Source organism: Paenibacillus sp. FSL R7-0210, assembly GCF_038009085.1.
GTDB classification, from domain to species: Bacteria; Bacillota; Bacilli; order Paenibacillales; family Paenibacillaceae; genus Paenibacillus_AQ; species Paenibacillus_AQ silagei.
Map to the genome: position 1 here is coordinate 5,516,930 of NZ_JBBPAR010000001.1, position 12,594 is coordinate 5,529,523.

Annotated in this window: 11 protein-coding genes; 1 reads left to right on the forward strand and 10 read right to left on the reverse strand. The window is 53.7% G+C overall.

All coding sequences use genetic code 11. The annotated features are described in order from the left end of the window. From MKY64_RS23330 to MKY64_RS23360, 7 genes are all read right to left on the reverse strand, one after another. Positions 1–249, reverse strand: coding sequence for a hypothetical protein (locus tag MKY64_RS23330; protein WP_340956031.1), 249 nt, complete (start codon positions 247–249; stop codon positions 1–3). Then, a complete protein-coding gene (locus MKY64_RS23335) occupies positions 239–1,804 on the reverse strand; it encodes a glycosyltransferase family 39 protein (protein WP_340956033.1) in 1,566 nt (521 codons plus the stop codon). The genes MKY64_RS23330 and MKY64_RS23335 overlap by 11 nt, the downstream gene beginning before the upstream one ends. Positions 1,805–2,035: 231 nt before the next feature. Further along, positions 2,036–2,896: a formylglycine-generating enzyme family protein gene (locus MKY64_RS23340; RefSeq protein ID WP_340956035.1), complete on the reverse strand. Its 861-nt coding sequence runs from the start codon at positions 2,894–2,896 to the stop codon at positions 2,036–2,038. A gap of 166 nt (positions 2,897–3,062) precedes the next feature. Further along, entirely contained in the window at positions 3,063–3,686 is a 624-nt protein-coding gene (locus MKY64_RS23345) for a glycoside hydrolase family 11 protein (RefSeq protein ID WP_036730699.1), read from the reverse strand. Positions 3,687–4,065: 379 nt separating this feature from the next. Beyond that, positions 4,066–5,106, reverse strand: coding sequence for an NAD(P)-dependent alcohol dehydrogenase (locus tag MKY64_RS23350; RefSeq protein ID WP_340956038.1), 1,041 nt, complete (start codon positions 5,104–5,106; stop codon positions 4,066–4,068). Between the two features lie 203 nt (positions 5,107–5,309). Next, positions 5,310–6,437 (reverse strand): ROK family transcriptional regulator, encoded by a 1,128-nt coding sequence (locus MKY64_RS23355; protein ID WP_340956040.1) that lies wholly within the window; start codon positions 6,435–6,437, stop codon positions 5,310–5,312. Between the two features lie 169 nt (positions 6,438–6,606). Then, positions 6,607–6,837, reverse strand: coding sequence for a hypothetical protein (locus tag MKY64_RS23360; protein ID WP_340956042.1), 231 nt, complete (start codon positions 6,835–6,837; stop codon positions 6,607–6,609). Between the two features lie 172 nt (positions 6,838–7,009). Between MKY64_RS23360 and MKY64_RS23365 the strand changes: the two genes are divergently transcribed. Further along, the gene (locus MKY64_RS23365; RefSeq protein WP_340956044.1) at positions 7,010–7,465 is read left to right on the forward strand and encodes a GNAT family N-acetyltransferase; all 456 of its coding nucleotides are present in this window, start codon (positions 7,010–7,012) and stop codon (positions 7,463–7,465) included. On the opposite strand, the gene MKY64_RS23370 is transcribed toward MKY64_RS23365, so the two are convergent. The 3 genes from MKY64_RS23370 to MKY64_RS23380 form a co-directional block, all read right to left on the reverse strand. Next, positions 7,460–10,843, reverse strand: a complete 3,384-nt coding sequence (locus MKY64_RS23370; protein ID WP_340956045.1) for a HEAT repeat domain-containing protein — start codon at positions 10,841–10,843, stop codon at positions 7,460–7,462. The two genes, MKY64_RS23365 and MKY64_RS23370, sit on opposite strands and share 6 nt — an antisense overlap. Before the next feature lie 239 nt (positions 10,844–11,082). After that, positions 11,083–11,841 (reverse strand): peroxide stress protein YaaA, encoded by a 759-nt coding sequence (yaaA, locus tag MKY64_RS23375; RefSeq protein ID WP_340956046.1) that lies wholly within the window; start codon positions 11,839–11,841, stop codon positions 11,083–11,085. Between the two features lie 82 nt (positions 11,842–11,923). Then, complete coding sequence (locus tag MKY64_RS23380) at positions 11,924–12,586, reverse strand: GyrI-like domain-containing protein (RefSeq protein ID WP_340956047.1); 663 nt, start codon at positions 12,584–12,586, stop codon at positions 11,924–11,926. Between the last annotated feature and the right edge of the window lie 8 nt (positions 12,587–12,594).

Sequence of the window (12,594 nt, forward strand, 5' to 3'; positions counted from 1 at the left end):
TCATTCCGTGCTGTCTGCCCTCCCGTCTGGCCCCTGCATCCCCCTCCTGCCGGGGCCTTCCCGGTTCATTCCCCTGCTGCCCTCCTTGAAGTTGGTGCCGCCGCCGTTCATGCCGGGGAACCCGCCGGGCCGGGAATTGAAGTCTGCACTGGTAATATTCTGAGCCGTGACTGCTTCGCAGGAAGTGAGCAGCAGCGAACAGCTAAGCATACTAATCATTAAGGTGATGTAATATTTCTTAGTCCGCATGATTAGACCTCCTTGTCCCAGTCAGTAATACATATAAGTCTTGAACACCCAAGTAGGATAAGACAAGCAGCAGCGGATACACAGGGTACAGATACCGGGACTTAATCTCCCAGAGCAGGTAGAACCCGATGAAGCCAAGAATCACCAGAAGGAGCGGGGTCTCCGCGAAGCGCTTAGCCCGCAGTCCCCGGATTAACCGGATCAGAATGAAGACGTACATCAGGAAATTCTGGACATATAAGGCCCACAGCAAGCCGCTCCGATAGGCGGAATCGCCTTGAAATAACCTGCTTGCAGCTGTGGAATAGCTGTAATGGCCCATCACCATGCCGCCCCTTCCTCCGCCGGAGGAGGCTGCTTCATTTCCGATCCCGTAGCGTTCCATCTGATACGTCCCTTCCGTCCAGGTCCAGATCAGCTTTTTATAATACATTTCTGCAAGCTCGGTTAAGGTCGCACCGGAGAGCTTGCTGCGGATGGACGCCTTGAACAATTCTACACTCTCCGCCTTATTATAGCCGGCCTCCTGTTGGTAGATATTATAGCTCTCCCGGTCATCCCAGAACCCTAGTGTCTCCAGATTAATCCCCATATTCAGCCACATGTACACTGGAGCAGAATTACTGGACGGCGATTCATCCACAATACCTGTTGCTTGAAGCGCCGTATTCTGAATCCAGGCAGGAAGAACCCACAGCAGCAAGGTTATGCCACAGGCAGCAATGACCTTCTTCACGCCAATCGCCCGCAGGTTGAGGAGCAGACTGAGAACAATGGCAATCAGGAAGATCATACCTATACTACGGAAGTAGTTGCCGAGTGTCAGCAGTACTGCCGCGAACAGCATATCCTTCATGGATCTTCTGCGGATGAACCTGACTCCGAAATAGAGCGCGCTGGTGAGCAGAGCCGTGGCAATTCCATCATTATAGATGAAGTTGCTCATGAACAAAGCCGGAACATAGGTCGCAGCCACAATCAGAAGGCCATAGTTTTTTTTGCGGGCTTGAGGGCTAAGCTCTTGGCAGAGCAGATAGATAACCAGCGTGGTGACGAGCGAGAAGAGGATATTGAAGCTTTTGATCACCAGATAATTGTCCGGGAACAGAAGCAGCAGCGTCTTCAGATACAGCACGAAGGAGAAATTGAACGGGAACATGTACAGGTATCCGCCTGACTGAAAGGAGGAATAGTCCTTGTCATAGAGCATGGCCCAGGCCAGGGACAGCACCGTCTGTGAATCATCTGTAGGCATACGGCTGAAAAGGAAAATAATCACGAGCTGCAGGATAACCGACAACAGCAGAACGGCAGGAATAACCTTCGCCCGGCTATACCCTTCAAGCTTCCGGGAGAGTCTGTACAGCACAAAGCCCAGTACCAGAACAACTACAATCCATAGCAGGAACACAAGCGGCTGCTGCCCTTCCAGCACCGCCCGGTCTCCATACACGGAATAATTATATTTTGCCCGGAACAAGAAGGATGAAGCGATGAACAGCCCAATGAAGAAGGCGAGGATGAGTGTTACGATTTGCTGGATTCTTTTTACCATGATACCCTCCTGACCGGCAGCGTCCGGCGAGTCTTTCGCATGTGCCTTAATCCATATACGGAGTATACATAGTGAATCTGAATGTAAGTTGAAAGGATGCTGCCTGAGCATAAAAAAACCTCCGTGTCCTCTCCAGCCGCCGCATCCATAGATGCGCTCATGCCGGAAAAGCTTCCCGAAGGCTTGCTGCTTAAACTATTCTGTTCCTGTTGTTGAATACGTACGGCTGAATCACTTGCCAGCTACAGCCCGAACCACACGAAACCCCTGGTCATTTCCCCGGCTGCTCGGCTCGTATTGCCCCCGGAAGGATACCTCTGTGTTGTTCACTCCGCCGATCCAGCCGCCGCCCTTCACCAGCCGGACCGAGCCGGTCTTGCTATTCGAATCCCCTTCTCCGTACCAGTTCCAGCACCATTCCCTTACATTCCCTGACATATCGTACAGTCCCAGCTCATTGGGCTGCTTGAGGCCGGTATTTCTCGGCTGGCTATGGTTGTTCTCAATCGCAGGCCAGTTCCAGTCCCCGGTCAGGAATTGGTCGCCGGAATTCCGCCAGTACCAGGCTACCTCCTCCGGGTTATCGCTTCCGCTATACGGGTTGCTTGTGCTCATCCGGCCTCCGCCTGCTGCATATTCCCACTCGGCTTCTGTCGGCAGACGGTAACCGTCCGCCCCTTCATTCACCGTTACAGTCCATTTCATGAAATCCCGGTCACTTGTATTATTCGGATCGACCGTGTTCTTGTCTATATTATAATAGGGAGCCAAGCCTTCCTTCACACTCCGCTCATTGCAGTACTCCACGGCATCATACCAGGTTACACTCTCTACCGGCAGCTTATCTCCTTTGAACTGCGAGGGGTTATTCTTCATCACTTCCAGCCATTCTTGCTGGGTGACCTCATATTTACCGATGTAGAAGTCCGGGAGGATCATCTCTGTCCCGTAATAATTGGATTTCGTATCCTTAAAAGCACCGCCTTCCACCCGCACTAAACGCTCATCCGTGGCAGGCTTCTCCTGCGAGCAGGCACTGGCTATAACCGCGATTGCCATGTACAGAATCAGAATCATTAATGGTTTTCTCATGAATACCTCTCCTTTGAGCAGATGGGCAAGGTACAGGACCTAAGCACAGTTCAGTGTGTGAAAATGATAAGGCCGGCAGCTTGTACACCCGGCCGGCCTTAGCCTGTTAATGGTTAACTGAGCTTACGCCACTGCCGTAACGGCAAGGTGCCGGTCAGCTTGTCCATTACCACACGGTTACGTTGGAGCTGCCGCTGCTCTGATATCCTTCGGTAGCCAGTACCTGATATGACCAGCTGCTTCCCAGATACATCGATTTGCTCTGCCAGGCGTTCACGTGGTTGCTGAACGTAATCTGGACATTGCTGCCGATAGGCCGTTTGGATTGTCTTACACTCCAGTACTGCGGGAACGTAGCATTTCCGTCAATGGAAGGAGCGTTGTAACGCATCGTACGATAGATATCATAAGTACCGCCATCACTGTTCACCGTGCCTTTGTAATCGCCGGTAGGTCTGTAAGTTCCCCAGTTGTCTACCACGTAATATTCAATAAGGGCATTCCGGGTCCATCCGTATAAGGTCAGGTAGCCGTTGCCGGAAGGCGAGAAGACTCCCGCGTTATAATTCACCACCCGGTTCGGGGAACCATAGGTCCAGCCTTTACCTACAACGAAGTTCCCGGTATTGTACCAGTTCACACTGTAATTCCCGCCACTTCCGTTCACCGCATTCACGGTTCCTCCGCCATCGGTCCAGTTCTGCCAATAATCTGTTGCGCCTGCAGTCGCTGCGAACGCACTGAAGCTCAGTGCCGCTGTCATTAATACCGTCAGAAGTTTCTTTTTCATTGTAAATTAATACCTCCCGATTATAATGGTGTTTGCTTGCAGCTTGCTTCTCTCCGTAGAATATAACTTATCCTGATGGTTATCCCATATATTTACTTGTCCTCCTTTCGAGATGATTATATCTAGTAAGCGTTTACATTTCTCTCTGCAAACTAAAGATTAACCCCCAATTTTTATTGATATTATGAAATTATTAGGATGCTCGCGCGAAACATGACCCTAAAAGGTGAATGATGTAACAACTTAAGTGGTTCATTCGGCCCCCCTTTTCTCCAACAGGGCGGATATTAAAAATACCTAGGCCAGTGTAAAGCCGCCCCGATACGGGACAGCTTTACACTGGCACTCCTAATTTCTCCTAAATGCTCTTACAAGTCTCTTAGCCCATCCGAATAACCGCCTTGACCACATCCTCCTTATTGTTGATCACGTAATCGAACGCTTGCTGCGTCTCCTCGAAGTCAAATTCGTGGGTGACGATGCCCTTGACGTCAATCTTGCCGTCCGCGATGGCTCCGATGGCTGCCGGATACAGGTTGCGGTACCGGAAGACCGACTTGATGTCGGCTTCCTTGAACATAATCTGCATGAAGTCAAAGTCGATGATATCCTTGGCAGCCAGGCCGACCAGGACGATGGTTCCGCCTCTTTTGACCAGATAAGGGGTCTGCTTCACCGTATGCTCGCTGCCTGCCGTCTCGATGACCTTATCCACGCCCGCGCCGTCGGTCCATGCCGCAACCGCCTCCAGCACGTCCTCCTGTCTGGCGTTAATCACCTGCGTAGCCCCTAGCCTCATCGCCGCCTCCAACCGCTTCTCAATGATGTCCACCACTACAATCTCCGTAGCCCCGTATGCCTTGCAGGCCAGCAGGGTGACCAGCCCGATGCAGCCCGCTCCCAGAATCACCACACGGTCCCCCAGCTTAATGCCGCCCTGTGCCGCAGCATGGAGTCCCACCGCCAGCGGTTCCACCAGCGCCCCCTCCTTCGAAGACACATTATCCGGCAGCTTGAAGGCCATGTTCTCCGGAAAAGCCATATAATCCATCAGACAGCCATGATACGGCGGCGTAGCCAGGAACTGTACATCCGGACACAAATTATACTTGCCGCTCTTGCAGAACTCACATTGTCCGCAGGTCACACCAGGCTCCAGGGCCACCCGGTCCCCCACCTTCAGATGCTTCACGCCAGGGCCAAGCTCCACCACTTCTCCGGCGCATTCATGCCCCAGAATGAAATCTCCGTTCACCACGAAATCGCCGATCCGGCCATGCTCCAGGTAATGCACATCCGAGCCGCAGATGCCGACAACCTCCAGCTTCACAATGACCTCGCCCGCTTGGGCTACAGGCATGCCGATTTCCTTCATTTCCATTTGCTTCAGATCTGTCATATAACAAGCTCTGTTCTTCATCTGTTTCTCCTCCTCAGGGACATTAGGTACTCTTAGTATAATAATATACTTTTATAAAACTATTTAAATAAGATTATAGTCAGATTTAAAGTGAAGTCAACAAAAACTCCCCCAGAGAAGGACAGTGCCGCGATTGCAGCAACGTCCCTCTTCTGGAGGAGCGGGGAAAGCAGATATTGTATCAGGGTAAAATCAACCCGGATCTAGATGCTGTCGATAAACTCCGTCACCAGCTCCAGAGCAGCGCCCACAGCGGTGGCTTCAAGCTTATATTTACAGACCCGCAGGTAGGAACCGTCCTGTTCGAAGGTGTTTTTACGCGCTGCTAATGCCTGAAGATCATCGATGTATTCCTCCATGTAAGCCCCGGCATAGCCGCCGAGAATCACATCGCAATCGTACAGCATCCGCAGGTTATTCACTGTAATGACCAGATAGCCCACATACTCCTGCCAGATGGCCTGCTGCTCCTTCTTGCCCTCTCCCAAGAGCCTGAAGAATTCCACAATACTGCCCCCGGTGCTGTCCGAGAGGATTCTCGCGGAGCAGTAGGCATCGACGCAGCCCTTCTGCCCGCAGTAGCAGGTCCGGCCTCCAGGCAGAATTGTCATATGCCCGAACTCCCCGCTGCGGTGGTTCTGGCCTGCATAGATCTGATTACCTACTATAATGGCACCGCCCACGCTATTGTTAAGGGACAGATAGACCACATTGTGTATGTCCTGCTCTCCCCACAGTTCAGTGAGTCCCGCCGCATTCGCATCATTGCTCAGGACGCAGGGATAAGGGATGTATTCGGCGAACCGCCGGACACTGCCTCCCTTGAAATCTATGACTGTAGCATAGCTCACTGTCTGCCGGTCCCCGGACAGAATCGCGGGCAGCGCAATGCCTACACCGAGAATCCGGCTGCGGTCCAGCTGACAAGCCTCTATGAAATCCTCCACCAGCTTGCCTACTCCCCGGAAGTAAGTCTCCTCATTCGCAAATGGATAATGATTCCTGACATTCTTAATGATCCTGCCGCTCAAGTCAATGACGACAATTCCCACATGATTCAGGGTAACATCCAATCCGACAGCATAACCCGCCACCCTGTTGCAGGCCAACGACTTGGCCTTACGGCCTCCGGTGGATTCATACAGCCCGGTCTCCTCAATCAGCCCGCGTTCCTGCAGCTCCTTGAGATTCTGTGTCACGGTGGGAAGACTTAGACCTAGCGCCTGCGCAATCTCCTGAATGGAAGTGGATTCACGGTGATACAGGTACCGGTAAATGGCGTTCCGGTTCATCTTTTTAACTTCCATACTGTTCAAGCGATGTGTCGCCATTCGAATCCCCCTCACTTTTACAAATGTACTTTATAATTTTATACATATAATATGCAATCACACCCGTTATAGCAATCATTAGCCGTTTTAATTGTGAATAATTTCACGTATGTGGTTTTATTGTATCAAGAATTGGAAGTCCCGTCATTAATCTTTTGGGACGATGGCCTTAATTCGCCCCTCTTTTCGCAAGTATTCGTATGTTAACGCCAAGTATGACGAACCACCCGGCGAACAGCAACTGGGAGATCAGGATCATTCCCTCACCAAGTAACCATGGATAGGAGCCGATTAGATCCAACACGCCGGTCAGAAGCCCGAGGGCTGCCGTGATTGTTGCCAGGCCGGAACAAATAAACGCCATTCCGCCATTCCGGATCAGCCGCTGACGGGTCATCATATCGCTTCATCTCGATTCTTATTTATTCTTAATGCTATAATCCAAGTGGAAGCGGCTTTGCCGTCCTTTTAAAGGACGGTACCGTTTCAGCGACAAATAGAAGGATAAGTTATCGTGTGCAACATATAAGTTCTATATTTTAAAAAAATGGATTAAGGAGAACGCTAACGCTATGAACCCGAACCAGATACAGAACCTTACAGACCAAAATCGAAACCAGACACTCTCCCAAGAACTGCTAGTCATCTGGGAGAACTCTGTGCGGGCTACGCACCTGTTCCTCACCCTGCAGGATATTGAAGACCTGCGTCCCTTGGTTCTGCAAGGGATTGCAGAGATCCAGCATCTGATTACGCATACCCAACCGGAGGGGCATCCCCTCGGCTTCATCGGGATTCAGGATCAGAAGATTGAAATGCTGTTCGTAGATCCGGCAGTCCGGGGAATGGGTATCGGCAAAAGCCTGGTGGACTATGCCATACACCACTTGAACGTGCATTCCGTCGATGTGAATGAAGACAATCCCCAGGCTACCGGATTCTATGAACATTTAGGCTTCCGGGTCTACGCCCGCTCCGAACAGGATGAGCAAGGCAAGCCTTGGCCCATCCTGCATATGCGGTTATAGCATGAACAGCCGGGATTCCCCCGCCGTCCAAATATTCAGCGCCTGTGTGCGGACTGCCGCATGGCTGCAATTCCTGTACCACCGCAGCCGTTCAGCGGCTTCCGGGCTCCAGTGCAGCGCATGGCCCGCTGCTGCAAGCAGCGGGAGTGCGAGGTACATGGATTCGTAGTGCGGCTCACCCCGCAGCACATCTACCAGTTCCAGCAGCGCCTCCGGCGTCCAATATCCGGCGCTTTGCTCCAGAGTGCCGGTCACTCCGCTGTACACCTCGCTTAATAACAATGGCTGAGCAGATATGCTCTGAGCCATCCGTTTCAGGTACCCGGCCGCTTCCTCTGTGTTATTCCAATCAATCACGGCAATATATAATTTCAGAATCAGGCCCAGCAGAGTCTCATCGGCAGCCAGAATATCGATCATCTCCAGATACAAGGGGCTAAGCTGCACCCTTGTACTCTTGGGCAGACCTGTAAGCTGGTTGATGAGCACCTGCAAGCGTTGCCGGTGGGGCAGATCTCTGTCTGCCGCTGCATTCCATTCCTGTGTCATGGGCGTTGCCGCCAGCTGCCGGCAGATCCCGGCCACAACCGCATTCACTTTGCCGTCCCGGGCGGCTTCAATCAGTGTCATCAACGCGAACTCCCAGCTGGAGCTGTCCTTCAGACCCGCAACCGCCTGAGCCGCAGCCGCCGCAACGGTACCTTCATAACCGCTTGTCCACCACTTCATGGAACTATAAGCCTGGCTGCTGACAGATACATCCGGGTGATCGGCAATGGCTATGATTAAGTCCAGATAGCGCGGTCTGTAGGCAAGCGGAAGTGCATCAGGCTGTCGGGACAACAAGCTCACTGCGATATCACGCTCTGGAGAAGCCGCGATGGCGCGCAGCACCTCCCAGCTCCGTTCATCGTCCAGCAGCCCTCTGGCAGCATGCCCTACAGCAATCACCACATCCTTATGCACAGCAGGCTTCGCGAATTCATTCAACAGCAGCGAAAGACTGTCCTCACTTCTATACGCACCAAGCAGGCGGATGGCTTCCTTGCGGACGGTGATCTTCAGCTTCTCCCGGCTCAGCAGCGCCTTCAGAGCCTGAGACAGCTGCTGCGGACTTACCCGGCGGATGCATCTTGGGATGGAGTACATCGCTACTCGGGCCCGATCACCATCCAGATGCTCCAGCAGCACAGGCAGGGATTTCTCCGGCTCCTCCAGCAGGGACAAGGCATGAAGCGCTGCCTCCGCTACCGCCACCTCTTTGTCCTGTACCAGCTCATACAGCAGCTTCGGGTTCCCCTCCGGCATACTTGCCATAATTCTGATCGCTCTGGAACGCTCAAACAGGCTGTACTTGGGACCGAAGGCGATTGTGCTTAACAGGGCACTATACGCCTCCTGCTGGCGCGGCAGCCAGCGGTGAAACCCGTCCGCAGCCGGAACAGGATATACCGTTTTGCCTGAGAGGAACTTGCCCTTGATCGCAGCGCCCGACAGGTAAGGGTCCAGCCATTCCTGGCGCTTCAGATGCAGATGCCGGAACACCTCGTAGATGGTAATATACGATGGATCTGCATCCAGCAGCTCCTTCACCCGTTCATCGCGCGTCTGCAGCGGCTCCAGCCAGAGCCGGGTTGCCCGGATCGCGGTTCCCTCGGTTTTGGCCCGGGTGGCTTCCCGTAAGAGCTGCTGTAGCTTGACGATGCCATAGCCTCTTTTACCAAATGAAGTTGCCAGGCTCAGCACCAGGTTGTAATTCTCACGCTTCCCCGCCTGTGCGGCGTAGGAATAGATACTGTCAAAGATGATCTCTTCCACGCCCCGCGGCATATTCTTCGCAAGGGGCGGCAAAGAGAGCTGCCCGTCCTGCTTCGCCAGCTTCTGGAGCGTGTTCAGCGCGAACTTGAACAGCTCCCCGCCCGGCTCTGCCGCCTGATGGCGCAGAATCGAGAAGGCCAATTGCTGCACAGAGTACCTAGTACCGTAGGAGGTGTCTCTGGCATCAATCACACTGTCCACCAGCACAGTAAGCGCAGGGACATGAGCAGCCTCGTACACAGACGCCGGACTCTCCGACAGCTCCTTGAACACCGCGCTCCGCACAGGGTCCTGATCATTATGGATGCGGCCTAAGGTCAGCAGTGTGGCATCCATTCCCTGCCTTGCAAGAACCGTGCTGCGGATTAGCTGCATCAGCGCCGTTGCGCGCTCATCTGCATTCGATACCCGGGTTGCCTGCTCCAGCTGCTCTCTGACCTGAAGAATCGGGCGGGCGGCGGTGATGCGCAGGGTGCTCTCCCGGTTCTCCCTGATCTCACGCAGGCCCAGCATCCGGGCGGCTTCCCGATCACGCAGTCCATGCGGCAATACATACAGCAGCCTCTCCGGAAAAACCCGCTCCCGGCGCTTCTCCTCCTCATACGCAGCATCAAAAATCTCCTGGCGCTTAGCAGGCGCAAGATGCTCCAGCAGCCGCGTTACATGGTAGGGCTCGTCCGCCAGCAGCTTGGCAAGCTGCGACCACTGGTCCCTGGAGAGGAGCTTCGCCCGCTTGAGCACAGCTTCAGGCACACCATAAGCCATAAGCTCACCACGCGTCTGCGTCCGCATCAGCAGCTCATACACCGCGCCTGGTCTCAGGCGCATCAGTGTGCCGAGATTCGCCTTAAGCGCAGGCGGCAGCATGTCTGCCGGTCCATGGTTCATCGCATAAGCCAGCACCAGGTCAGGCTTGTGATTGCATAGATGCTCCAGCGCGGAGGAGAACCTTGACCAGACCGTCCCCTTGGCCCTAAGCGGAGCTGCTTCCAGCTCTCTGGTGAAATACTCCGCGACCACCTCCAGGTGGCGGCTGGCCAGCTTTTTCCAATCCTTAATGGCGTACCCCAGCTCAGGAAGCCGCGCGCGGACGGTTGCCGCAGAGCAGGCCTGCAGCACAATCGCTGCCTCCACCAGGCCCCACCGGGCCTGTACCACTGGCAATAGCCGTTCCGCCAGCTCCTGGCGGTTGATCAGGGCTACCGTACGCAGCAGCTTGCGGCGGCAATCCTGTGACAGCTGCGGAAGCTCGCGTTCAATCTCTTCGGCTGAAGCGGCTTTGGGCAGCAGGCCCGCAGCCATATTACGGATACTGGCCATGGGGTGCTTCAGCCCCGCCAGAATCACTGGCGCATCCATTGTCGCGATCGCCCCCATCAGAGCCAGACGCGCCTCGTAAGCCCCGCCCTCAAGTAGGGCGGTAAGTAACTGTGAGTATTCCGGGGACCCCAGGTGATCGCGCCCTAGTCTTGTGATTGCTTTGATTCTATCGGAATACCCCTGAGCATCCAGCTCCCCCAGTAAGCGCTCTTTATTCAAAGGGTCTCGTCTCTTAGTCATAAGTCCTCCTCTTGAATCTGTTCTAACCTCTTCCTTATTTTACAAAAAGCGAGCTTCCGCCCGCAACAAGTGGAAACGGCTTTGCCGTCCTTTTGAAGGACGGTAACGTTTCAGCGAGAAATATAAGGATAAGTTATTGAGTGAAACGTATAAATTATATTTCAAAACAAAAGGGTAACCCCGAATCCGGTGCTTCCACCATCTTCAAGATTACCCTCTATACTGCTCACTCTATCAGTCTACTCTTTGTCTTGCTTCGCCTGAACGAACACATACGTGTTCTCGTCCGACGAGGCCGCTTCATACCGGAAATCAAACCCGTTGAAGCCCTGAATCTCCTCGACGCTGGTGATCTGCTGCTCCGCCATGAACCGGACCATCTCGCCCCTGGCCATCTTGACCAGCGTCGCCCGCTCCACCACCTTGCCGCCGATCTCCTGACCGAATACAACGCTAACCATCCGGACATGGCTGCCCAAGTACGGAGAGATGCATTTGCTGTATTCCTTGGAGGCCAGATTCACAATCGTGTCAGTCTCTGCGAACAGCTGGTCCGCTAATCTTCTGTTCCAGAACTCATAGAGGGTACTGAAGCCCGGCCCGCCCAGCTTGGCCTGCATCTCCAGCCTGTAAGGGACCACCCCGTCGAACGGCCGGACGATGCCATAGAACCCGGACAGTATCCGTAAATGCTGCTGCAGATAGTCCAGCTCCTCCGTCTGAAAAACCCCCGGCGCCATGTACTGGTACTGGATGCCCTCATAGGCGAAGATCGCCGGGGTCAGATTCCGGGTTAGATCCATCTCTTCAATCCGCTGCATATTCAGCGCAGCAATAGCATCATTGCATTTCCACAGCGCCTTGGCTTCTGCGTAACTGAGCTTACGAAGCAGGGCCAGGAGCGTCTGTGACTCGTTTAAGAACTGCGGAGCCTGGCGGGATTCCAGGAAATCCGTGTCCGTCTTCATCTTTTTGGCAGGTGAAATGATGATTCTCATGATACGCTCTTTTCTACCCCTACGGGAAAATAAATGTACCTCTATACTATCATATTATCTCCCCTGTCGGACCCCGGCCAAGTTATTCAGCAGCAAGCGGTACGAAGACAGAGGCACAGTTCGCCTGGCGGAATCGGGCAATCACATGCCTGCTCCAGTCGCGCGTATACTCAGGGTGGGCGCTCAGGTACAGCTCCTCCAGATGATTGAATGCGGCATCGTACGGGATTCCCGGATTATCGCCGTTCACCTCAAGCTGGGTAATATGCAGATAGATGCCCCCAGGCACAGTCACCTTCTCTACACTGTCAGGAAGGCCATCGAAGCTGCTCACCTCCATGCCCACAATCACTTTGTAGTTGCCATCCCCCTGAACCTCGGTGCGTACTGTGACGATCTCCCGGCCCTTAATTTGGTGCTCTATCAGACTGGAGAGCAGTGCAATCTCTCCTTCTGCCGCCAGCTTTTTCGTATAAAAGTAATCATTAATCGTACCGCCCGCCTGCCCGGAATCATAATACCCGCCATAGCCCCGGCTCTCATACGATATCGGCAGCGCAATCCCCACAACCTTCATTTCCGGCCTGTCCACAATGCTGCACAGCTCCGTAACCTGCTCTACATGAACCTCACTTAACATCTCCATCTGCTTCAGCTCCTCCACCATTCTCAGGATTACCGGCTTCACACGGGGACTATAGCCTTCAGCTGCTTGCTGCGGCAGTGCTTGCTTGCTCAGATTCATAGGTCAGC

Excerpts from the sequence above, each read along its gene's own strand:
- MKY64_RS23330 (WP_340956031.1), bottom strand. The coding sequence starts at position 249 with ATGCGGACTAAGAAATATTACATCACCTTAATGATTAGTATGCTTAGC.
- MKY64_RS23335 (WP_340956033.1), bottom strand. The coding sequence starts at position 1,804 with ATGGTAAAAAGAATCCAGCAAATCGTAACACTCATCCTCGCCTTCTTC.
- MKY64_RS23340 (WP_340956035.1), bottom strand. The coding sequence starts at position 2,896 with ATGAGAAAACCATTAATGATTCTGATTCTGTACATGGCAATCGCGGTT.
- MKY64_RS23345 (WP_036730699.1), bottom strand. The coding sequence starts at position 3,686 with ATGAAAAAGAAACTTCTGACGGTATTAATGACAGCGGCACTGAGCTTC.
- MKY64_RS23350 (WP_340956038.1), bottom strand. The coding sequence starts at position 5,106 with ATGAAGAACAGAGCTTGTTATATGACAGATCTGAAGCAAATGGAAATG.
- MKY64_RS23355 (WP_340956040.1), bottom strand. The coding sequence starts at position 6,437 with ATGGCGACACATCGCTTGAACAGTATGGAAGTTAAAAAGATGAACCGG.
- MKY64_RS23360 (WP_340956042.1), bottom strand. The coding sequence starts at position 6,837 with ATGATGACCCGTCAGCGGCTGATCCGGAATGGCGGAATGGCGTTTATT.
- MKY64_RS23365 (WP_340956044.1), top strand. The coding sequence starts at position 7,010 with ATGAACCCGAACCAGATACAGAACCTTACAGACCAAAATCGAAACCAG.
- MKY64_RS23370 (WP_340956045.1), bottom strand. The coding sequence starts at position 10,843 with ATGACTAAGAGACGAGACCCTTTGAATAAAGAGCGCTTACTGGGGGAG.
- yaaA (WP_340956046.1), bottom strand. The coding sequence starts at position 11,841 with ATGAGAATCATCATTTCACCTGCCAAAAAGATGAAGACGGACACGGAT.
- MKY64_RS23380 (WP_340956047.1), bottom strand. The coding sequence starts at position 12,586 with ATGAATCTGAGCAAGCAAGCACTGCCGCAGCAAGCAGCTGAAGGCTAT.